This is a genomic window from Flavobacterium sp. CG_9.1 (assembly GCF_015751645.1).
GTDB classification, from domain to species: domain Bacteria; phylum Bacteroidota; class Bacteroidia; order Flavobacteriales; family Flavobacteriaceae; genus Flavobacterium; species Flavobacterium xanthum.
This window is the reverse complement of the sequence record NZ_JADOVC010000002.1, coordinates 186,143-208,611: the sequence shown is the minus strand read 5'-3', so window position 1 is coordinate 208,611 and position 22,469 is coordinate 186,143. Positions and strand designations below refer to the sequence as shown.

The 22,469-nt window shown below is 35.1% G+C and carries 21 protein-coding genes and 2 tRNA genes; 11 read left to right on the top strand and 12 right to left on the bottom strand.

Features of this window, described 5'->3' with window-relative positions; genetic code table 11:
* The first annotated feature begins 89 nt into the window (after positions 1-89).
* The 4 genes from mutS to IWX83_RS02120 all read left to right on the top strand — a co-directional run bounded on the left by mutS (position 90) and on the right by IWX83_RS02120 (position 3,481).
* The gene (gene mutS, locus IWX83_RS02135) at positions 90-2,696 is read left to right on the top strand and encodes a DNA mismatch repair protein MutS (RefSeq protein WP_196827307.1); all 2,607 of its coding nucleotides are present in this window, start codon (positions 90-92) and stop codon (positions 2,694-2,696) included.
* Positions 2,697-2,843: 147 nt separating this feature from the next.
* Positions 2,844-2,919, top strand: a tRNA-Gly gene (locus IWX83_RS02130).
* Positions 2,920-2,930: 11 nt separating this feature from the next.
* A tRNA-Leu gene (locus tag IWX83_RS02125) sits at positions 2,931-3,016 on the top strand.
* Between the two features lie 117 nt (positions 3,017-3,133).
* Positions 3,134-3,481, top strand: coding sequence for a DUF1508 domain-containing protein (locus IWX83_RS02120; protein ID WP_196827305.1), 348 nt, complete (start codon positions 3,134-3,136; stop codon positions 3,479-3,481).
* 162 nt (positions 3,482-3,643) lie between these two features.
* On the opposite strand, the gene IWX83_RS02115 is transcribed toward IWX83_RS02120, so the two are convergent.
* The 4 genes from IWX83_RS02115 to IWX83_RS02100 all read right to left on the bottom strand — a co-directional run bounded on the left by IWX83_RS02115 (position 3,644) and on the right by IWX83_RS02100 (position 7,943).
* On the bottom strand, positions 3,644-3,877 hold the full coding sequence (locus IWX83_RS02115) for a hypothetical protein (protein ID WP_073351851.1): 234 nt from the start codon (positions 3,875-3,877) through the stop codon (positions 3,644-3,646).
* 193 nt (positions 3,878-4,070) lie between these two features.
* On the bottom strand, positions 4,071-6,245 hold the full coding sequence (locus IWX83_RS02110; RefSeq protein ID WP_196827303.1) for a S46 family peptidase: 2,175 nt from the start codon (positions 6,243-6,245) through the stop codon (positions 4,071-4,073).
* A 23-nt stretch (positions 6,246-6,268) separates the two neighbouring features.
* Positions 6,269-6,715 carry a GNAT family N-acetyltransferase gene (locus IWX83_RS02105; RefSeq protein ID WP_073351854.1) on the bottom strand — a complete coding sequence of 149 codons (447 nt, stop codon included), beginning with the start codon at positions 6,713-6,715 and terminating at the stop codon, positions 6,269-6,271.
* A complete protein-coding gene (locus IWX83_RS02100; protein ID WP_196827341.1) occupies positions 6,702-7,943 on the bottom strand; it encodes a 3-deoxy-D-manno-octulosonic acid transferase in 1,242 nt (413 codons plus the stop codon). The genes IWX83_RS02105 and IWX83_RS02100 overlap by 14 nt, the downstream gene beginning before the upstream one ends.
* A gap of 229 nt (positions 7,944-8,172) precedes the next feature.
* On the opposite strand from IWX83_RS02100, the gene IWX83_RS02095 reads away from it, so the two are divergent.
* From IWX83_RS02095 to IWX83_RS02080, 4 genes are all read left to right on the top strand, one after another.
* Positions 8,173-9,303 carry a DegT/DnrJ/EryC1/StrS aminotransferase family protein gene (locus tag IWX83_RS02095; RefSeq protein ID WP_196827301.1) on the top strand — a complete coding sequence of 377 codons (1,131 nt, stop codon included), beginning with the start codon at positions 8,173-8,175 and terminating at the stop codon, positions 9,301-9,303.
* A gap of 81 nt (positions 9,304-9,384) precedes the next feature.
* Positions 9,385-10,398 (top strand): UDP-glucose 4-epimerase GalE, encoded by a 1,014-nt coding sequence (galE, locus tag IWX83_RS02090; RefSeq protein WP_196827299.1) that lies wholly within the window; start codon positions 9,385-9,387, stop codon positions 10,396-10,398.
* A 119-nt stretch (positions 10,399-10,517) separates the two neighbouring features.
* Complete coding sequence (locus tag IWX83_RS02085; protein WP_073351862.1) at positions 10,518-10,712, top strand: hypothetical protein; 195 nt, start codon at positions 10,518-10,520, stop codon at positions 10,710-10,712.
* A complete protein-coding gene (locus IWX83_RS02080) occupies positions 10,697-11,023 on the top strand; it encodes a hypothetical protein (RefSeq protein WP_073351863.1) in 327 nt (108 codons plus the stop codon). Before IWX83_RS02085 ends, IWX83_RS02080 begins: the two co-directional genes overlap by 16 nt.
* 73 nt (positions 11,024-11,096) lie before the next feature.
* Here IWX83_RS02080 and fabD read toward each other — a convergent pair whose 3' ends face one another.
* Entirely contained in the window at positions 11,097-11,972 is an 876-nt protein-coding gene (fabD, locus tag IWX83_RS02075; protein WP_073351866.1) for an ACP S-malonyltransferase, read from the bottom strand.
* A 181-nt stretch (positions 11,973-12,153) separates the two neighbouring features.
* Here fabD and IWX83_RS02070 point away from each other — a divergent pair, with 181 nt between their 5' ends.
* Positions 12,154-13,797: a hypothetical protein gene (locus tag IWX83_RS02070; protein ID WP_196827297.1), complete on the top strand. Its 1,644-nt coding sequence runs from the start codon at positions 12,154-12,156 to the stop codon at positions 13,795-13,797.
* Positions 13,798-13,835: 38 nt separating this feature from the next.
* Here IWX83_RS02070 and IWX83_RS02065 read toward each other — a convergent pair whose 3' ends face one another.
* The gene (locus IWX83_RS02065) at positions 13,836-14,159 is read right to left on the bottom strand and encodes a DUF6370 family protein (protein WP_073351867.1); all 324 of its coding nucleotides are present in this window, start codon (positions 14,157-14,159) and stop codon (positions 13,836-13,838) included.
* Between the two features lie 40 nt (positions 14,160-14,199).
* Positions 14,200-14,562 carry a DUF983 domain-containing protein gene (locus IWX83_RS02060; protein WP_073351869.1) on the bottom strand — a complete coding sequence of 121 codons (363 nt, stop codon included), beginning with the start codon at positions 14,560-14,562 and terminating at the stop codon, positions 14,200-14,202.
* Positions 14,563-14,654: 92 nt separating this feature from the next.
* Here IWX83_RS02060 and IWX83_RS02055 point away from each other — a divergent pair, with 92 nt between their 5' ends.
* Positions 14,655-15,518: an AraC family transcriptional regulator gene (locus tag IWX83_RS02055; protein ID WP_196827295.1), complete on the top strand. Its 864-nt coding sequence runs from the start codon at positions 14,655-14,657 to the stop codon at positions 15,516-15,518.
* A 105-nt stretch (positions 15,519-15,623) separates the two neighbouring features.
* On the opposite strand, the gene purT is transcribed toward IWX83_RS02055, so the two are convergent.
* The 5 genes from purT to IWX83_RS02030 all read right to left on the bottom strand — a co-directional run bounded on the left by purT (position 15,624) and on the right by IWX83_RS02030 (position 21,680).
* A complete protein-coding gene (gene purT / locus IWX83_RS02050) occupies positions 15,624-16,784 on the bottom strand; it encodes a formate-dependent phosphoribosylglycinamide formyltransferase (protein WP_196827293.1) in 1,161 nt (386 codons plus the stop codon).
* Positions 16,785-17,077: 293 nt separating this feature from the next.
* Positions 17,078-17,536 carry a PA2169 family four-helix-bundle protein gene (locus tag IWX83_RS02045; RefSeq protein WP_196827291.1) on the bottom strand — a complete coding sequence of 153 codons (459 nt, stop codon included), beginning with the start codon at positions 17,534-17,536 and terminating at the stop codon, positions 17,078-17,080.
* 276 nt (positions 17,537-17,812) lie between these two features.
* The gene (locus tag IWX83_RS02040; protein ID WP_196827289.1) at positions 17,813-18,886 is read right to left on the bottom strand and encodes a type I restriction endonuclease; all 1,074 of its coding nucleotides are present in this window, start codon (positions 18,884-18,886) and stop codon (positions 17,813-17,815) included.
* A 424-nt stretch (positions 18,887-19,310) separates the two neighbouring features.
* Positions 19,311-20,513: a pyridoxal phosphate-dependent aminotransferase gene (locus IWX83_RS02035; RefSeq protein WP_196827287.1), complete on the bottom strand. Its 1,203-nt coding sequence runs from the start codon at positions 20,511-20,513 to the stop codon at positions 19,311-19,313.
* 69 nt (positions 20,514-20,582) lie between these two features.
* Positions 20,583-21,680 (bottom strand): acyl-CoA desaturase, encoded by a 1,098-nt coding sequence (locus tag IWX83_RS02030; RefSeq protein ID WP_196827285.1) that lies wholly within the window; start codon positions 21,678-21,680, stop codon positions 20,583-20,585.
* 106 nt (positions 21,681-21,786) lie between these two features.
* Here IWX83_RS02030 and rsmG point away from each other — a divergent pair, with 106 nt between their 5' ends.
* The gene (gene rsmG / locus IWX83_RS02025; protein WP_196827283.1) at positions 21,787-22,416 is read left to right on the top strand and encodes a 16S rRNA (guanine(527)-N(7))-methyltransferase RsmG; all 630 of its coding nucleotides are present in this window, start codon (positions 21,787-21,789) and stop codon (positions 22,414-22,416) included.
* Positions 22,417-22,469 lie beyond the last annotated feature (53 nt).

Here is a 22,469-nt window from a genome sequence, read left to right as displayed (position 1 = left end):
AAAATAGTTTAATTTTTGGAGGAGATCGCATTTTTGTTTTAAAATCTATAAATTCGCTTAAATTTTATTTAATTTCAAACACAAAACCATTGGCATCTAAAGATAAAGTAGTTAAGGAAACACCGTTAATGAAACAATACAACGAGATAAAAAGGAAATATCCTGATGCTTGTCTTTTGTTTCGTGTGGGGGATTTTTACGAGACATTTGGTGAAGACGCCGTCCGTGCTTCTAAAATTTTAGGAATCGTCTTGACTAAGCGTGGAGCGGGTTCTGAGACGGAAACGGCTTTGGCAGGTTTTCCGCATCATTCCTTAAATACCTATTTGCCAAAATTAGTTAAGGCTGGACTTCGCGTAGCTATTTGTGATCAGCTTGAAGATCCTAAAATGACTAAAACTATTGTGAAACGTGGTGTTACTGAACTTGTAACTCCAGGAGTTTCAATGAATGATGAGGTTTTACAATCTAAAACGAATAACTTTTTAGCATCTATTTATTTTGCAAATAAATCTATAGGAATTTCCTTTCTTGATGTTTCCACAGGAGAGTTTTTGACAGCTCAAGGAAACGCGGAATACATTGATAAGCTGTTGCAGAATTTTAACCCAAGTGAGGTTTTGATTCCAAAAAACAATAAAAATGATTTCCGAGAAATTTTCGGTGACGATTACCATAGTTTTTATCTCGAAGACTGGATTTATAAGGAAGATTACGCATTCGAAACCTTAACGAAGCATTTTCAAACCGTTTCTTTAAAAGGATTTGGAATCGAAGAACTCAAAGAAGGAATTATTGCTTCGGGCGCTATTTTGTATTATTTGTCCGAAACGCAACACAATAGAGTGCAGCACATCACAGCGATTCAGCGCATTGCCGAAGATGCTTATGTCTGGATGGATCGGTTTACGATTCGAAATTTAGAATTGTATCACAGTTATAATCCAAATGCGGTCACGCTGCTTGATGTTATTGATAAAACGCTTTCGCCAATGGGGGGGCGTTTGCTAAAACGTTGGTTGGCATTGCCGTTAAAAGACAGTCATAAAATTCAAGGTCGACACCAAGTGGTTTCTTATTTAAAAGAAAATCAAAGCGTTCTGAAAAACATCCAAAATCAAATCAAGCAGATTTCCGATTTAGAGCGGTTGATTTCAAAAATTGCTGCTGGAAAAGTATCACCTCGCGAAGTGGTGTATTTGAAAGAATCCTTAGATGCAATTATTCCAATAAAAACATTGGCTCTGGAAAGTCCGCAAGAAGCTGTAAAAGTAATCGGTGATAGTTTGCACAGTTGCGAATTGCTGCGTGAAAAAATTAAAACGGTTTTAAATCAAGATGCTCCTGTGGCTATTGCCAAAGGGAATGCGATTGCAAAAGGAATCAATGCGGAATTAGATGAGTTACGGGCAATATCAACTTCTGGAAAAGAATTTTTAGAAGGAATTGAAAAACGAGAATCACTAGCAACTGGAATTTCGTCGTTGAAAATCTCTTTTAATAACGTTTTTGGATATTACATCGAAGTGAGGAATATGCACAAGGACAAAGTTCCCACGGAATGGATTCGGAAACAAACCTTGGTCAATGCAGAACGATACATTACCGAAGAATTAAAAGAATATGAAACGAAAATCCTCGGTGCCGAAGAAAAAATTCATAAAATAGAAGTAGAATTGTTTGAACAGTTGGTCAGTTGGATTGCAACTTACATAAAGCCTGTTCAGATGAATGCTAATTTAATAGCACAGTTGGATTGTCTTTGTTCGTTCACGCAATTGGCTATTGAAAACAAATATGTTTGCCCGGAACTCGATCAAACATTCGAACTGGAAATTAAAAATGGAAGGCATCCCGTTATCGAAAAACAATTGCCGCTGGGGATGCCTTATATTGCTAATGATGTTTTTTTAGATCGAGAAACACAGCAACTCATTATGATTACTGGTCCTAATATGTCCGGAAAGTCGGCTATTTTGCGTCAAACCGCTTTGATTGTGCTCTTGTCTCAAATGGGAAGTTTTGTTCCTGCAGAAAGCGTGAGAATGGGAATTGTAGATAAAATTTTCACAAGAGTGGGAGCCAGCGATAATATTTCGATGGGTGAATCTACTTTTATGGTCGAAATGAATGAAACAGCTTCCATCTTGAATAATATTTCGGATCGTAGTTTAGTGCTTTTAGATGAAATTGGAAGAGGAACGAGTACGTATGACGGGATTTCTATCGCTTGGGCAATTGCAGAGTTTTTGCACGAACATCCTTCTAAGCCTAAAACTTTGTTTGCAACGCATTATCATGAATTGAATGAAATGAGTGAATCATTGCCTAGAATTCAGAATTATAATGTGGCTGTAAAGGAATTGAAAGATACGGTACTTTTTATTCGAAAATTGGTCAAAGGAGGAAGTGCTCATAGTTTTGGAATACACGTAGCAAAAATGGCCGGAATGCCTCAGATTGTAATTTTGAAAGCACAAAAGCTATTGAAAAAATTGGAAAAGAATCATTCTAGTGATGCGTTAAACGGGATTAAAGCAGCGCAAGACGACATGCAAATGAGCTTTTTTAATCTGGATGATCCTTTATTGGAAGAGATCAAAGAAGAGATCTTAAATTTGGATATCAATACCATTACTCCGATGGAAGCACTGATGAAACTCAATGAAATTAAAAGAATGTTGACGCGAAAATAAATTTTTCGTTTTAAAGTTTACGTTATCAGAAGGTTAACTTTTATCTGTAAATTTTTTGCAAAAAAGGCTTGTGTAATTCAATAAATGTCCTAAATTTGCATCCGCAATACAGAACAAGTATCGCGGTTCTTTCTAAGAATTGAAAATGCGAAAATAGCTCAGTTGGTAGAGCGCGACCTTGCCAAGGTCGAGGTCGCGGGTTCGAGCCCCGTTTTTCGCTCCACACCACATAATGCTCGGATGGTGAAATTGGTAGACACGCTGGACTTAAAATCCAGTGAACAGCAATGTTCGTGCGGGTTCAAGTCCCGCTCTGAGTACAAAGCTCCTTCGAAAGAAGGAGCTTTTTTTATGGCTTTTATTCAGCCAAGAAAAGAAATCTTATTAAAAATGCTATTGGGAGTACTGTTGCTTAATTTTTACTAACACGAAATTTTATGGGGGCTTTTGTTATCAGTAAACGATACAACGATGAATATAAATTCGTATTTACTTCTAGAAAGGGAAAAGTTGTTTTTACAAGTTTGAGTTATGAACTCAAGTTTGAGTGTGAAGAAGATATCGAAAGATTTAAAACGAATATGCAATCAGCTAATTTTTTGAAATTTAAATCTTCTAGTGGGAAGTTTTATTTCAAATTGATGCTTGGAGATACTCATTTTGCAACAAGCAGAAAGTATACTACTTCTTTACGTTTACAAAAGGGAATTGACGAAATCATAAAATATGGTTCTATATCTGAAATATTAGATTTCTCAGTAAATGATTTTATTTTTATTGATTGAGGTTTTTAATTGAATTGATAAAAAAAAGAGAGTCTTGGTATATAGCCAAGACTCTCTTTTTTTTGTTCTGTAAAGCTGTTTCTTGTTGAGGAAACTTTTACAAATTAAAAAAGCCATCTCGCAGAGCGGATGGCTTTAAAATTTTTAGAATTTGAGTTCTAATTATTTTTTTACTTCTGTAGCAGCATCAGTAGCAACTTCAGCAGCATCAGTAGCAGCAGCAGCAGCAGAATCAACAACTTGTGCAGCAGAATCAACTACCATAGCAGCAGAATCAACTACCATAGCAGCAGAATCAACAGCAGTTGCAGAATCTTCAGCAGGAGCGTCAGCTTTTTTACATGATACAACAGTCAATACAGCAACAGCAGCTAAACTTAAAAATACTTTTTTCATCTTAATTTAATATAAAAGGTTAATTATTAATTCGTGGCAAAGATATAAATTTTTTAATATGTAAAATATTTTTTTATTTTTTTTTTAAAAAATAATATTTTTTGTCAACATACAAACAGACACCAATTATTATGCCAGTGAGTATAAATGGGTCATTACTGTTTGATAGCGTTTGCGAGGCCTTATTTTGCGGCTATTTTTTTTGTAAGTTTTTCTTTTTCAAGGGTTTAATTTTCTTTGGGTGGACTAGTTTTAATTCGCTGATTAAGTTTTTTGCACCTGCATATTTGTCCATAATGAACAGTACGTAACGGATATCGACCATGATATTTCTGCAAATACTTGGATCGTAATAAATATCACTCATTGTTCCTTCCCAAACTCTGTCAAAATTGAGTCCTATTAAGTATCCATTAGCGTCAATTGCCGGACTTCCTGAATTGCCTCCTGTGGTGTGATTTGTACCAATAAAACATACAGGCATTTTTCCATTTTCGCCATAAGGACCGTAATCCTTTGTTTTGTATAAATCAATCAATTTAGTAGGAACATCAAATTCATAGTCTCCTGGAATATATTTTTCCATTACGCCGTCTAAATACGTTACTGGAGTATACACTGTAGCATCTTTAGGCTCGTATCCTTTTACTTTTCCGTAGGTTACACGTAAGGTGCTGTTAGCATCAGGAAAAATACGGCTTTCCTTATTCAATTCTAATTGCGCTTTCATGTACGTGCGTTGCAATGCCGTAATCGTTAAGTTCAGTTCGTCGTATTTTGGCGCAACTTCTTTAGAATATTTGTCGGCTAATTCTTTTACAAGCAAGAAACCCGGATCATTATTTAAATTTGCTAAAACAGTACGGGCATCGCCGGATAGCAATTGTTTCAAACCGGCGTAATTTTTCAGTTGAGATTTGGTATAAACTTCCGAAGCTAGATTTTTAGCGTTGACATTCACCAACCCTTTTGGTAAAAATTGTTTTGGGGATTTGGTAGCATACAATTCAATTAATTGTTCAAAAACTTTTTCATCAACAGTTGCATTGAAATTTTTGTAAAAATCAGCCAGTCCAGTAATCAAATTGTTTTTTCTGTCATTGAAAGCTTGCTCTCCTCTAGCATTGTATACTTGCTCCAATTGATATAATCTATATCCAGTACTCAACAATTCAGTATTGCGCAGTACTACTTCTGTAAAATAGTCTCTTGCTACAGCATAAGGCGCAATTTCCGTATAGTTTTTTTCGAAATCAGCTAAGAGCGTTCCGTATTCTTTTTCTTTGCCTGCTTTTGCTATTTTTTGCTGAAAGGCTTTTTCAGACTCTTTTTTTACAGCAACTGCATTTGATTTTTGTAAGCCTTGCGTTTCGCCGATCCATTTTTTCCAATAATTGGCAATACTTGCATATTTTGAAGCGTATTGAATTTTGATAGCGTTGTCTTTTCGCATAAAACCATCGGCAACTTTTAAGGCTTTATCTCTGATTTCGATTTTGGCAGGATTCAGTTCGTTTACAATTTGCTCAATGGCAACCGAAGGTAAATATTCGTTTGTTTTTCCTGGGTAACCAAATACCAAAGTAAAATCATCTTCGGCTACGCCATCCAATGAAATAGGTAAGAAGTGTTTTGGAGTGTAAGGAACATTCTCTTTTGAGTAGGCAGCTGGGTGATTGTTTTTGTCAGCATAAATTCTAAACAATGAAAAATCTCCGGTATGACGTGGCCAAACCCAGTTGTCTGTATCGGAACCAAATTTCCCTATTGATGTAGGTGGAGCACCAACTAGACGAACATCCGTAAAGGTTTCTGTTACAAAAAGCATGTATTGATTGCCTTCGAAAAAGGTACGGATTTTATTTTCCTGCCAATTTTCCTTTGGCAACGAATTACTTAATGCCGAAATGTTTTCCTGAATTTTCTTTTGTTTTGCGGCTTCACTGGTAAGTGCAGCAGTTCCTTCTAGAACGGAAACGGTTACATCTTCTATTTTGACAATGAAAGTTACTGTCAAACCTTCGTTAGGCAATTCGTCTTCCATTTTGTAGGCCCAAAATCCATCTGTCAAGTAATCTTTTTCGACAGTAGAGTGGGATTGGATTTGTGAATATCCGCAGTGGTGATTGGTTAAAATCAATCCTTTTGGAGAAATAACTTCTGATGTACAACCTCCGTTAAAATGTGGAACCGCATCTTTCATGCTTGACTGATTCACGTCATAAATGTCTTGTACAGACATTTTCATGCCCAGATTTTTCATTTCGGTCTCGTTCATTCCTTTCAGTAGCGAAGGAATCCACATACCACCTTGTTGGGCTTGTGTCTGCAAGACGAATAATAATAGGAATAGTTTTAAAAATTTCATGTTTATGTATTTAGTTTGCAATTTTATCTGGTTTTGTATGCCATTAATTTTCGATTATGTAATTCAAAACCGCTGGCAATATACAATTTTTGTGCGTTTTGATTGTGATTTTCTATCTCTAGATATATTAATTGTAGTGCTAATTTTTTACTTTCCTCTACTATAAATTGTATGGCTTGACTTCCAATTCCTTTGCCTCGAGCATTTTCGTTCAAATACAATTCATCTAAAAAAGCAATTTTGCCTTGGTATTCGAAACTGAATATAAAAGTCAAAATAATATATCCTACAATTTCATTGTCAGAAAAAATGAGCCAAGCTTTTCCCAGATTTTCATTGGAAATAAATTCTTGAAATAAAGCTTTAGATACGTCAATGTCCATTGGATAATTATCAATCGCATAGAATTCCTGCATCATGGAGACGACGGTTTCTATATCAGAAAGTGTTAGGGTTTTAAATGTAATCATTCAAAATATTTTTTAAAATGATGGCAGTGGCGCCTTCATTCATTTTTACAAAAGTGCTAGATATGTGACCTTTCTCCCTTCGGATGTCGTCATTGCGTATTAGGTTTTCAAGCGCTTCATTTAATTCTTTTTGATTGGTAACCGAAACACAGGCTTCCATATTGACCAGCGCGATTGCTTCTGCAAAATGCGAATAGTTGGGTCCAATAACGATTGGAACGCCAAAAGTGGCCGGTTCCAATACATTGTGAACTCCCGGATTCCCAAAACCGCCGCCCACATATGCAATATCCGCATAACTGTAGATTTTGGTCAAAATGCCGATCGTATCAATGATAAAAACATCGAAATCAGCCAACTTCTTTCCTTCTTTTTCAGAGAACAAAACAGTTTTTTTAGTGATGCTGTTTTTTAATTGTTGAATTTGTTGTTCTTTAATATTATGTGGCGCAAGTATAAATTTGACATTGAAAGTATTTGAATTAATAAAATTCACTAATAAATCTTCATCTTTTGGCCACGAACTTCCTACGACAATTGTTATTGTATTGTCTTTAAAATCAGAAATAAAATCCAGTGAATTGTCTTTTTCTAAAATTGTGGCTACTCGGTCAAATCGGGTATCTCCGGAAACGGCAACATTGGTTTTTCCTAACTGCTGCAGTAGTTTTTTGGAAGTTTCATTTTGCACAAAAAAGTAGGTAAATGTATTTAATGCCTCTCTGTAAAAGCCACCGTACCATTTGAAAAACAGTTGATTTTTTCTAAGAATTCCAGAAATTAAATAGGTTTTAGTATTTGATTTTTTGAGCTCGGCTAAATAATTGGGCCAATATTCGTATTTAATAAAAAACACCAAATCCGGATGAACAAGTTTCAGAAATTGTTGTGCATTTTTCTGGGTGTCCAAGGGCAAATACACGGTAACATCAGCAACAGTATTGTTTTTACGAACTTCATAACCCGAGGGAGAGAAAAAAGTAACTACTATTTTATGTGAAGGAAATTGCTCTTTAATTTTTTCAATCACAGGTAAACCTTGCTCGTATTCTCCCAAAGAAGCGGCATGAAACCAGATTGTTTTGTCATTAGGTTTTATTTTTTGTTCCAAAACCGGAAAAACTACTTTCCGTCCATCCACAAAAAGTTTCATTTTTTGACTGAAAAGCGCCATGATTTTTAGTAAAAAACCAACAAAATGAACGATTAAGTTATATAATGAAAGCATCATTTAAATTTTTGGGCTAAAATACGTTTTCTTTATTTTAATTTCTTCCGCAGCAATATTTAAATTTTGGGTGTTAGGAACTCCCTTTTTATTTCATTGTAATATTATCTTTTTTTACTGTGAGTTGCATTGGTTTCAACTCATAAATAACTATTTTTGTTCTTCGTTTTATGAAAGTATCTGCGGTTTTTAGAAACGGGAATCTTTCGAACATTAAACATAAATTACAATGAAAAAAATCCAAATGGTTGACTTAAAAAGTCAATATGAAAAAATAAAAGACGTCGTTAACATTTCTATTCAGGAAGTTTTAGACACTAATACTTATATTAATGGACCTCAGGTTCATGAATTTCAAAAATCATTAGAAGAATATCTTGACGTAAAACACGTAATTCCTTGTGCAAATGGAACCGATGCGTTGCAAATTGCTATGATGGGATTGGATTTAAAGCGAGGTGATGAGGTTATTACTGCCGATTTTACTTTTGCTGCGACAGTGGAAGTTATTGCTTTATTGCAACTGACACCCGTTTTAGTGGATGTGGATTTGTACAATATGAATATTTCCATTGAAGGTATTAAAAAAGCGATTACATCAAAAACAAAAGCGATTGTTCCGGTACATTTGTTTGGTCGTGCCGCCAATATGGAAGCAATTATGGCTATCGCCAAAGAATTTAACTTATACGTTATCGAAGATAATGCGCAAGCGATTGGTGCCAACTGTAAATTTTCGGATGGGACTAAAAAGAAAGCGGGAACGATTGGACATGTAGGAGCGACTTCATTTTTTCCTTCCAAAAATCTAGGATGCTACGGCGATGGTGGAGCGATTTTCACGAATGATGATGCTTTGGCACACAAACTTCGCGGCATTGTAAATCACGGAATGTATGAGCGATACCACCATGATGTTGTAGGTGTTAATTCTCGTTTAGACAGTATTCAAGCTGCAGTTTTGAACGCTAAATTGCCTTTGTTAGATGAATATGGAAGAGCCAGACAAGATGCAGCTAGGAAATATTCTGCTGCTTTTGAAGGACATAAAAATATTGTTGCGCCAAGTATTTGTGATATTTGTGACTGCCACGTTTTTCATCAATATACGTTGCGAATCATAGATGCCGACAGGAACGGCTTAATGCAACACTTGTTAGACAAAGGAATCCCTTGCGCTATTTATTACCCAATTCCGTTGCATTCGCAAAAAGCATACGCCGATTCCCGTTATAAAGAAGAAGATTTTCCGGTAACCAATCAATTAGTGACGGAAGTACTTTCATTGCCAATGCACACTGAATTAGATGACGAGCAAATTAAGTTTATTACGGATTCCGTTTTAGAATATTTAGGATAATTTTAGTAGAGACGCGATGTATCGCATCTTTTTTATAAATGAAAGAACGCAATACATCGCGTTTGTATAAAAATAGAAATCATGAAAATACTAGTTACAGGAGGTTTGGGTTTTATAGGATCTCATACCGTAGTTGAATTGCAAAACGAAGGGTATGAAGTGATAGTTGTAGACGATTTATCAAATACTTCCTTGAGTGTTTTAGATGGAATTCAGAATATTACGGGAAAAGTTCCGGCTTTCGAAAAATTAGATTTGCGTGAAAAAGAAAAAGTGCAGGATTTTTTCAAAAGACATCATGATATTTCAGGTGTCATTCATTTTGCAGCTTCGAAAGCAGTGGGAGAAAGTGTTGAAAATCCGTTGTTGTACTATGAAAATAATATCAATGCCTTGGTTTATGTTTTGCAGGAATTGCAGCAAAAACCGGAAGCAAATTTCATTTTCAGCTCGTCATGTACGGTTTATGGTCAGGCCGAAACCATGCCGATTACTGAAAATGCTTCTATTCAAACGGCAATGTCTCCGTATGGAAACACAAAACAAATAGGAGAGGAGATTATCACTGATACTGCCAAGGTAACTAATATCAATGCTATTTTATTACGTTATTTTAATCCTATCGGTTCACATCCATCCGCTGAAATAGGGGAATTGCCTATTGGAGTTCCTCAGAATTTAGTGCCGTTTATAACACAAACCGGTTATGGATTGCGTAAAGAATTAGCTGTTTATGGAGATGATTACCCTACTCCAGATGGTACAGCAATACGCGATTATATTCACGTAGTCGATTTGGCGAAAGCCCATGTAATCGCTTTACAACGCTTACTGAACAAAAAAAATACCACTAAAGTAGAAACCTTTAATCTAGGAACCGGAACCGGAAGCTCCGTTTTAGAAGTGATCCATACTTTTGAAAAAGTGAGTGGTAAAAAATTGCCTTATAAAATTGTAGGACGCAGAGAAGGTGATATAACTTCGGCTTACGCCAATACCGATAAAGCGAACGATGTTTTAGGATGGAAAGCGCAATCTACGCTTGAAGAAGCGATGGCGAGTGCTTGGAAATGGGAACAGAAAATTCGTTCGTAGCGATAAACTACATAGTCTCTCTAGAAAACATATTTAAAATCCTGAATTATCACAACGATAATTTGGGATTTTTTCGTTTAAGTTATTTGTTGTAAATTCGTTACACAAAGAAATGAATTATGGATGCTGAAAAAAAGAAATCTGAAAATACGAAAGCCGAAGAGCCTTCAATAGATTACGAAACTTCAAAAATTAAGTTCAAAGGGATTGATAGAGCTACTTTTGATTTTGACGAAGAAGTGAAAAAAGGGTACACTCCCGAGGAAGCAAAAGCGGAATCTATTAGAAGAATTAGAGGATGGTGGGGAAAATAAAAGTTGTTTTCACGCCGCACGTGATTGATTTTTTGGATGACCTAGTTCGTCTTTTGTATAAAAAAGAATATTTTGGGTTTATAGAAACGGCAGAAGAATATGTTTCTAAAATTTATGATTCTGTTCCTGAAAACTTACGATTAAGTACTCACAAACCAACGACACAAAAGCTCCGCTATTTAGGATCACATTACATTTTCTACAAAGCGAATAATCGAACCACTTGGTACATATTCTTTGAAAGACAGGAGTTCGTATTCTTGATTACTGGAATTTTAAATAATCATTGCGATGAGGCTAAAGAATTCTGATTTTTAAATTAAAAATCCTCATAAAAATGTATTTATGAGGATTGTATTTGTTCTCCCTTCGGAAGTTAAGGGATTAAGCATTCGCAGTAACCGCTTCTTTATCAATTTTTCCAATTAGTCCAGCTAATACTTTTCCTGGACCTACTTCCGTAAATAAAGTAGCACCGTCAGCAATCATTTGTTGTACAGATTGTGTCCATTTTACTGGAGCAGTCAATTGAATAATTAAGTTCTTTTTGATTTCGTTTGGATCTGAGACTGCACTTGCTGTTACGTTTTGGTATACCGGACAAATAGGAGTAGAGAACGTAGTCGCTTCAATGGCTGCCGCTAGCTCTTCTCTTGCTGGCTCCATCATTGGAGAGTGAAAAGCACCGCCAACAGGTAACAACAACGCCCGTTTTGCGCCAGCAGCTTTCATTGCTTCACATGCTTTTTCTACTGCTGATGTTTCTCCTGAAATTACTAATTGTCCCGGGCAGTTATAATTTGCAGCTACTACAATTCCGTCAATCGAAGCGCAAACTTCCTCCACAATAGTGTCAGCCAATCCTAAAACGGCAGCCATTGTAGATGGCTTAATTTCGCAGGCTTTTTGCATGGCTAAAGCTCTTTGTGAAACTAATTTTAAACCGTCTTCAAAAGACAAAGCACCATTAGCTACTAAAGCGGAGAATTCACCTAAAGAATGTCCCGCTACCATTTCTGGTTTGAATTCCTCACCTAATGTTTTTGCTAAAATCACTGAATGCAAGAAAACGGCTGGCTGCGTCACTTTGGTTTCTTTCAATTCCTCGGCTGTTCCTTCAAACATGATGTCTGTGATGCGGAAACCTAAAATTTCATTTGCTCTTTCGAACAATTCTTTTGCAAGTGGAGAGTTTTCATATAAATCTTTACCCATTCCTGTAAATTGCGCGCCTTGACCTGGAAATACGTATGCTTTCATGTGTTTACTTTAAAGATTGAAAAAATTTGTAGATTGAAAAGTTAGTTTCAATCGGGATGCAAAAATACTATTTTTTGTGGTATTGCAAATCAGGTTACTCTATTCTTTAAAATTGACGCTTTCTTAAGTGTAACATTTAGCAGTATTAAAGACTAATTAGAAACTATAAAGATTGAATATTATGAAAAAGATTTTCTCCATTGCGTTCTTACTCCTTTTTGGATTTTTACTTTTTTACATCAACCTGCCTGTACTTCATTATGGTTTTACTGGTTTTGCTGTTATTTTTTTACTGTTGGTGATTCTTGGAATTTTGTTTTCAATAGGGCTTTCCGTTTCACAGCAAACCAAACAAGTTAAGATCGTTTCCAAGCCAAATAAGTTTTTGTCTATTCTGGCAGGAATGCTTTTAGTGTATTGTATTGTACTTCCTTTTGTAACTAGTTTAAAAATGTTTAGAAGTAGTTCCTATCAAGAACTAATAGGCGAGGTTAAAAACGGCCAAAAAATCACCAATCATATTGCTCCAATTTCTATTGATAAAATCCGTGTGGTTGATGAGGAATTAGCCCATCTTTTGGGAGAAAAAGTTTTAGGTTCGCAACCTGCTCTAGGAAGTCAAGTAGAATTAGGTGATTTTTGTATTCAAAAAGTAAACAACAATTTGTATTGGGTTGCGCCATTATTGCATTCGGGTTTTTTTAAATGGTTTAACAACCAAGAAGGAACAGCCGGCTATGTTATGGTTTCTGCAACCAATGAACGGGATGTGAAATTAGTTCAACAAGTGGGTGAGGTAGCAATCAAAATTAAATACCAACCAGGAGCTTATTTTCAAAGTGATATTCACAGACACGTTTATTTTAACGGCAATGCTACTGTTGGTTTGGCTGATTTTAGTTTTGAAATTGATGATGCAGGAAAACCATTTTGGATTGTTACCAAATATGCGAAAAAAATTGGTTTTGCTGGAAAAGAAGCTATTGGAACTATTGTCGTTGATGCACAATCTGGTACTATGAATGAGTATGCTATTGTTGCAACTCCAAAATGGGTGGATCGAATCCAGCCCTTGGAATTTATTGAAGATCAATTGAACGATTGGGGTGAATATGTGCACGGGTATTGGAATTTTTCTAACGCGGACAAACTTCAAATTACAGAAGGTTTGACATTGGTTTACGGAAAGAACGATAAATCGTATTGGTATACTGGATTGACTTCGGTGGGAAAAGATGAGTCGGCAGTGGGTTTTGTACTAGTAGATACCAGAACTAAAGAAACTACCTTTTACAAACAAGGTGGTGCAACTGAATTTGCTGCTCAAAGTTCCGCGCAAGGGAAAGTTCAAGAAAAAGGATACAAGGCTTCTTTGCCTATTCCTTATAATATCAATAACATTCCCACGTATGTGATGACACTGAAAGATGATGGTGGATTGGTTAAAATGTTTGCGATGGTCGCCATTTCAGATTATACGATTGTAGGCGTGGGCAATACAATGCGAGAAACGTTGACTTCGTTTAAAAACGTTTATAATATGTCGGATAATAAAATAAATCCGAATAGTGTTTCCAATAAAAAAATACTTAAATCAGTGGTGACCCGAATTCAGAATGATGTCAAAAATGGGAATAGCTTTTATTATTTCAAGGTGAAAGATTATCCGAATATTTTTGTAGGTTCCTCACAAATATCAAATCAATTGCCAGTAACAATAGTAGGTGATAGTATACAAATTTCCTTTGATGTGGATTTAGAAGAAGTAATAGATGTTTCCAGTTTTGAGAACATCAATCTCAAATCAAGTATGAAATCGAAGTAGTTCAAAAGGGCTTAAAGAATTTTCTTTAAGCCCTTTTTTTATTTTTTAGGTAATACTTTAAATGAGGTGACTTTGAATTTATTATCAACGACTTTACCAACAACTTCCGCTTTTCTAATAGCGGTGCAAAAACCATCACTGGCATGTGCATCTCCGTGGGAATCGATAGAACTTCCGTCAACAAAATAGGATTTTCCGTCCATGCGAACCGCTAATTCACAACCGTGTCCTTCCATTCCAAATTGGCATTGTCCACAAGATGCTTCAACAATTTGAGGTTTTGGTTCTTCTTTTTTATCTTTAACCTGAGCACTTGCAAGTGTTGCAGAAAATAAAATAGCTAAGTATAGTAACTTTTTCATAAATGTTTCAATTTTTACTTTAGCTAAGATACTGGTTTTTTTACATCGAATAATTTTTAAACATGTAAATCCATAATAATCGGGAAAGACGAATATTAATAGAAGCCATGGCAAAAATCACCACGGCAATAATTGGTATGATTCGTAAATCAAAATTTTCAGTAAAGAAAAATTGAGCAATAGTAAACGTAGCAATACTTTGCGCCACTGTCAGACCATAATTCACATACATGGCGCCATAAAAATAGCCAGGTTCTTTCTCGAACTTATTGTTGCAATGCGGGCAATATTCATTCATTTTGGGAAACCCAATGTGTAAGAAAATATTTTTTTCTTTGAAAACTTTCCCTTGAAGACAGTGAGGGCAATCATTATTCAGTATGTGTACGATAGAATTTGACATCGTTATAATTTTTATCAAAGGTATTCCTTATTCATGTCATGAATGTTTTCTATATTCGCTTATAATAGCACAATAAAGACATTTTGAGCAAAATGAAAAAATATCCTATTTATAACATTCAGCGATTTAACTGTAATTCAGTGAATAGTGATTTGTACATTAATACCTTCAAGAATCATTTAATTGATCATAGTTTTGTAGAAGAACCGCACCGACATAATTCCTATGTTCTAGTCTTTTTTACCAAAGGTTCGGGAACACATGAAATTGATTTTGATGTGTTTGCGATTCAGCAGGGTAGTATGTTTTTCCTGCAACCCGGACAAATGCATCATTGGCATTTGTCTGATGATGTGGAAGGATTTGTAATTTTCTATTCACAGGAAATGTATAATCTATATTTTGGACAAAAAACCATTGGGGATTATCCGTTTTATTCTTCCGTGGATAATAAGCCGGAAATGATTTTTGATGCAACCGAATCAAAAGCAATTCTCCCTTATTTTAAAAGTCTGATTGCAGAAACGCAATCGGATCAGCTTTTGAATCAAGATAAAATTATGAACTTATTAGACATTATCCATATTGAAATTGCCAGAAAATATAGTGAAACCCATCTGCACGAAGCACATTCCTACAATGTGAAAATTAAAATGTTTGAAACGGTTTTAGAGAATAATTTTAGAATAGAAAAAGCACCTTCTTTCTATGCATCGCAATTGGCCATAACTTTGAAACACTTGAACAGGATTTGCAATGAAATGCTACAAAAAACCACTACCGAAGTAATTACAGACAGAATCATTCTCGAAGCAAAACGCATGTTGATGGATAAAAAGTTTACTGTCAATGAAATTGCAACGCGATTAGGCTTTGATGATTATTCTTATTTTACACGTTTGTTTAAAAAAAACACTGGAATCACTCCTTCGAACTTTCGCATTTTTAAAAATTAATGGGGATCAATGCCGTTTAATTCATAAGGTTGCCGAGTGGAGCGCAGTCGAGATTCAACAGTTAGTCTCGACTGCGCTCGACTTGACAATACTATCACTATTCAATTATGAATGCACGGTAACCAAACTAGCTGCTTTTTTTGCTTTTTCTACCACTTCTTCAATTGGAGTTTCTAAAGTATCATTGACTAAAGCTACGCCCATTCTTCGGTACGGTCTTGAAGTGGGTTTACCAAAGATTCTGAAATCAGTTCTTGGTAAACTTGCTATTTCCGTTATTCCAATATAACTAGGGTTTGTGGAGTTTTCCGAGGCTAAAATTACAGCACTCGCACCGTTTTTTTCTAATGTAATTTCGAAAATAGGTAAACTCATAATCGCTCGTAAATGCAACTCAAATTCATTAAAGTTTTGCGTTCCGGCCAAAGTTACCATTCCGGTGTCGTGTGGACGAGGCGATAATTCCGAGAAATAAACACCATCATCAGCCAAGAAAAATTCGACTCCAAAAAGTCCTGCGCCACCCAAAGCTTCGGTTACTTTTTCAGCCATGTCTTGTGCTTCGTATAAATCCTTGTCAGAAATTCTGGCCGGTTGCCAGCTTTCCTGATAATCGCCACGTTCTTGCCTATGACCAATTGGCGGGCAAAATAAAGTAGGATTATTATTTTGAACCACGGTCAATAAAGTAATCTCCGAATTGAATTTGACAAACGCCTCTACAATTACTTCGACCAGATCACCACGGGAACCTTCTACGGCGTAGTTCCATGCTTTTTCGATATCGGATTCGGTTTTTATGGTAGACTGTCCCTTTCCTGAGGAAGACATTAATGGTTTTACGACGCAAGGCATCCCAACGGTCTCCACTCCTTTTCGCAATTCTTCAGCGGTGGTTGCGTAACGATAGTTGGCTGTTTTTAAACCCAATTCTTTGGAAGCTAAATCCCTAATCGCTTTCCTGTTCATCGTGAAGTTCGCTGCTTTCGCAGAGGGAACGACAGTAATACCTTGTTTTTCATAATCATAAAAACGTTCGGTGCGAATGGCTTCTATTTCTGGTACGATAAAGTTAGGATTATGTTTAGCGACAATTTTGTCCAATGCATTACCATCTAGCATATTGATGACTTCAAAACCGTGTGCAACTTGCATGGCTGGAGCATTTTCGTAGCTGTCAACCGCAATTACGGTTTGCCCGATTCGCTGCGCTGCGATGGTAAATTCTTTTCCTAATTCGCCTGAGCCGAGGAGGAGTATTTTCATGATTTTGTCTATCTTATATTTCTGTAAAAATAAGAAAATGGTTTTTTGTGGCATTAGATTTTAGAATCATTTTTCTCAGATAAGATAATATTTTAAAATACCCAAACATCATAAAATTAATTTTTTGTTTGTTTAAGTAATCGTTTCCTAGCAACGGAAAGATAAAATTTTCACATTCACTTTTTGTAGTCAACTTAAAATCTCCCAAAGTTTAAAGTTTATGATTGGTACAAAACATGAAAACCACTTAGTATATGCACTAAGTGGTTTTTATAAATAATCCTTTCACAGGATTACATCATTTTTTTTGCTTTAATTGCGATCAAAGTACTTTCGATGCTACTTAATTGTTTTGCAACCATTGCAATTTGATAAGTTTGAAGTTCGTCTTTTTCTAAAGCCATTTTGTATTTTTCAATTGCTGCTTCTTCTCCCGTGATACAAGCATTTATAATAGCTTCTGTGTCGCCACTGGTAAAAGATGATTTTATGTCAATCCAAGTACGGTGCAAAGCGCCTAATGGACCTCCACCGGATGTATCTGTAGATTTGCCTAATTTATTAATTTCATCTTGTATCTCTACAATAAAGAGCGCTCGCTGTCTAGCATATTCTAAAAAATCACTTTTTATAGCCGGATTTTCTGCGTGTTCAGCTGCATTTGTATACCCTAATTTTCCATCCTCTAGAATTGAAATTAATCCTTCAAACGTACTAACTATTTCTTTTGTGGTTTCATCTGTGTTTTCCATGATAAATATTTTTTAATTAATGTATATTACAAATCTCTTACTTTAAGTTGTGTAAATTGTTACAGAATTAAATTGATTATTTGTAATATTCTGTACTTAAAATGCTTAGAAAACGTATGGTTAAAAAATGCTGTATACGTTTTCTATAATTATTTTAGCTACAGCCTGACACAACAGATAAAAAGCAATCTAAAAATGATATAGTATGTAACTATTGAACTTAGTTTACTATTTAATTGGTTTTTTATGCCAAAGAATAATAGTGAATGATGTTTTTCATTCATAATTCTTTAAAGTATTTAACAACTCCGTTTTGTAAATGTAAATCTCTTCTAATGTATTTAAGAGTTTTTTTTCCCCATTGTCTTTTCCGTTGCTAAAAAGTTCAATATATTTATTAGATGAATTAAAATGAAGACGACAAATTGGTTTTCGGTTGTTGTCATCTAATAAAATTCCAAAATAAGATTGTGTATCTCTAAACGCGATGCGAGAAGCAGGTAGTATTTCTCGCAGAATTGCTTTAATTATTTGAGAGCCTTCCATTTCTTCTTCAGTAGTAATAAATTTAGGTGTTTCTATATTTTCATCAATTGGTGAAAGCTCTTTGTTACTTTTGGTTGGAATTGTTTCATTAATATTCAATGCGTTTTTCAACCTAAAATTGATGGATTCATTTATTGAATTTGAAAAAGCTTTCTGGGTATATTCTTTGAAAGTTACCATTCTAGATGCTGTTAAAGGTTTTCCATAAAATCTATTTACTAATAATTTTACGATTTCATCTGATGGATCTTTTAGTTCTTTTTCAAATTCATTTCTGATTGCTTTTATATATTTTAAACCTTCCGCTGAATCTAAAATTCCTTCTAAGTTATAACCGTTTTTTGTAAATTTTTCTAATATTTTAAGACTTGTTTCTTTAAGATTTGATAAGTCCAAAGTAAAAAATGGCTTATCATCCATTATATTAGGTTTTTCTAAATCTGCATAAAAATTATACGTATGCCCATTAGTTAAAACACCAAACCTACATTTTGAAGCATGGTAGTATCTATGTAATTGAGAATTGTGAGCATCTACATTTTCTTTCCAGTGTTTACATTCTATAATTAATATCGGTTCACCATCTTTTTTAATCACATAATCTATTTTTTCCCCTTTTTTTGTTCCGATGTCACATATAAATTCTGGAATAACCTCTGTTGGATTAAAAATATCATAACCTAATATTTGAATAAATGGCATTACAAATGCATTCTTAGTTGCTTCCTCTGTATTTATTTGATCTTTTAAAGAGTCAACTCTGCTGTGCAATTGCTCTAATTTTAATTTTATTTCTGCTTCCATGAACTCTGGTTTATTTGGTTATTTAATAGATGTGAAAAATTAAATGTTGTTTATACATTAACTCCTATCAAATATACCAATATATTCTTACTAATTCTTATTTTCTATGAAATTTGAATGCTTGTATAAAGTCAAGATAAAAATCAAAGTTTAATAGGTCTGAACCAAATAAGAAAATGTGGTCTGGCACAATCAGCGTAAGGGATAGCAGTGGAAATCCTTTTTTGTCATGAAGCGAAAGCGGAATGATGAAAAAGATTGCAACGAATAGCCCGACCAATGCTGTAACGGTAGTGAAAGCATGGTTACGCCCAGATTTAGAATCTGCTCAGGAAGATAACACAAACAAAAATAGTTTAAAATTTAAAGTCATTAAACTCTAAACCTTAAACTATTTTTTACAGTTGAAACAGCTGTTTTTATTTTAAGCAGTAACTTCAATAAGGGTCACCGCTTCTTTGATTCGGCGTAAAGCTTCAGTGAGTAATTCTTCGCTTGTGGCGTAAGAAAAACGGATACAGTCTGGGTTTCCAAACGCATCACCTGTTACGGTGGCTACATTGGCTTCGCCCAAAAGGTACATTGAGAAATCGTTGGCATCCTTGATGAAGGTTCCTTTCAATGTTTTTCCGAAGAAAGAGGATACATCTGGGAATACATAAAAAGCGCCTTCGGGAACGTTGATCTTTATTCCAGGAATGTCTTTTAATAATCCAACCACTAAATCTCTGCGGCTATGGAACGCATCAACCATATATTTTAAAACGCTTGGATCAGCATCTACAGCGGTAATGGTAGCGCGTTGCGCGATAGAATTTGCTCCTGAAGTTACTTGACCTTGAATTTTGGTACACGCTTTTGCAATGAATTCTGGTCCGCCAATATAACCGATTCTCCATCCGGTCATGGCGAAAGCTTTGGCAACTCCATTTACGGTGATTGTTCTTTCTAACATTCCCGGGATAGATGCAATACTGCAAAAAGTCCCTGAGAAATTGATGTGTTCGTAGATTTCATCAGCAACTACATAAACGTTTGGATATTTCTCCAACACTTTAGCAAGAGCTGTTAATTCTTCTCTATTATAAACAGATCCACTTGGATTACAAGGAGAACTGAACCACATCATTTTTGTTTTTGGTGTGATGGCTGCTTCTAATTGTTCTGGTGTGATTTTGAAATCAGTATCTACAGAAGTAGGAACTTCTACAGGAACGCCACCGGATAATTTTACAATTTCGAAATACGAAACCCAATATGGTGCTGGTAAAATTACTTCATCACCATCGTTTAACATTACTTGTGCAATGTTGTATAAGGATTGTTTTGCTCCTGTTGAAACTACAATTTGAGATGGTTTGTACTCTAAATCATTGTCTCTTTTGAATTTTCTACAGATAGCTTCTTTTAATTCTAAATAGCCTTCTACTGGAGAATACGTACTGTAATTTTCGTCAATCGCTTTTTTAGCCGCTTCTTTGATGAAGTCTGGCGTATTGAAATCAGGTTCGCCTAAACTTAAACTGATGATGTCTTTTCCTTGTGATTTTAATTCTCTGGCCAAAGCTGCCATCGCTAAGGTTTGAGACGTAGATAAATTGTTTATTCTATCGGATAATGGATTCATTGTAATAGGTTGTAGTTAGTTTATTTATTAGTTAAAGAGGTACTGCAGCACATCTTTAGGTTATTATGATTAGGTAAGTTCCGGTTTCATTCCCAACTCTTTCAAATGTTTGAAATGAGCAATAACGGCACTTCGCATTGTTTTGTATTCGTAATAAGGTAAGTTGCATTCTTGAGCCGTTTCTTTTACGATACTGGCAATTTTACCATAATGTACGTGACTGATATTTGGGAAAATATGGTGCTCAATTTGGTGATTCAATCCGCCAGTGTACCAGTTTATGATAGCGTTTTTAGGTGCAAAATTCGTAGTGGTAAACAATTGGTGTATCGCCCAAGTATTGTCCATTTCGCCTAATTCATTTGGAGATGGATTGGTTGTTTCTTCTACAACGTGTGCCAATTGGAATACAACACTCAGAATTAGTCCTGCAGTGTAATGCATTACGAAAAAGCCTATTAATACTTTCCACCATGTGATTCCAATAACGATTGGCAAAACAATCCAGATAGAAACGTAGATCACTTTTGTAATGATTAAAGTCGTCCAAAGTACTTTCGGACTTTTTAATTCTCCGTACGATAATTTTCTTTTTATATAGTTACGCATCTGTTTAAAATCAGTTGTGATTGCCCAATTGAAGGTTAGCAATCCATAAAGAAAAACAGAATAATATTGCTGAAAACGGTGAAAATTATACCATTTTGCATCTTTTGTAAAACGAATAACACGTCCTGCGTCTAAGTCCTCATCGTGACCAGGAATGTTTGTATAGGTATGGTGCAAAACGTTATGTTGTACTTGCCAGTTGTGAACATTTCCTGCCAAAACATAAATAGATCCACCCATGAATTTGTTCACCCAAGTTTTATTAGAATACGATCCGTGGTTCCCATCGTGCATCACATTCATTCCTACTCCGGCCATTCCAATTCCCATAACGATGGTCAATAACAAATGTGCCCAAAATGGCATACCAAGTGTTAGAATTAAAAAATAGGGCGCAAGAAAAACGGAGAAGAGAATTATAGTTTTCAGATATAGTTTCCAATTTCCTGTTTTTTGTATGTTGTTTTCTTTGAAGTAATTGTTAACCCGTGAGTTAAGTGTTCTAAAAAACTTTAAGCTGTCTTGCTTCGCAAATGTTGGCGCATTATTATTATTCATATATTTTCGATAAAGTTCAAAGGTAATTATTATAAATTTTTCGATATACAAAATTGAGATAAATATTTTAACTCTAAAGTATTACTTTTGTTAAAAAAAATAATAGATGGACGAGATTCTTAAGTATTTTCCTAATTTAACTGATATTCAGAAAGAACAGTTCGAAAAGCTGGATTTTTTATACCATGATTGGAACGAAAAAATCAATGTTATTTCGAGAAAAGATATTGATGGATTGTACACCAAACATATTCTGCATTCGTTGGGAATTGCCAAAATTATAAATTTTGAACCTGGAACGTATGTTTTAGATGTGGGAACCGGTGGTGGTTTTCCAGGAATTCCCTTAGCGATTCTTTTTCCAGAAACCCGTTTTCATTTGATTGATATTATTGCCAAAAAAATAAAAGTGGTTCAGGCGGTTGCCGAAGGTTTAGAATTGAAAAATGTAAAAGCAGAACAATTACGCGCCGAAAATGTGAAAGGGGATTTCGATTTTATCGTGAGTCGTGCCGTAACCAATATGCCGGATTTTGTTTCTTGGGTGAAAACCAAAATCAAAAAGAACAACAAACACGAATTAAAAAACGGAATTCTCTATCTAAAAGGAGGAGACTTAACCGAAGAGTTGAAGGATTTTCCAAAAGCTACGGAATATAACTTAGCTGATTTTTTCGAAGATGAATTTTTTGAAACTAAGAAAGTGGTGTATGTGCCGTTGAAGTTTCAATTGTAGTCATAAGGTCATTCTGTACAATGATATTCAAAAACAAAACCCACAAGATTTCA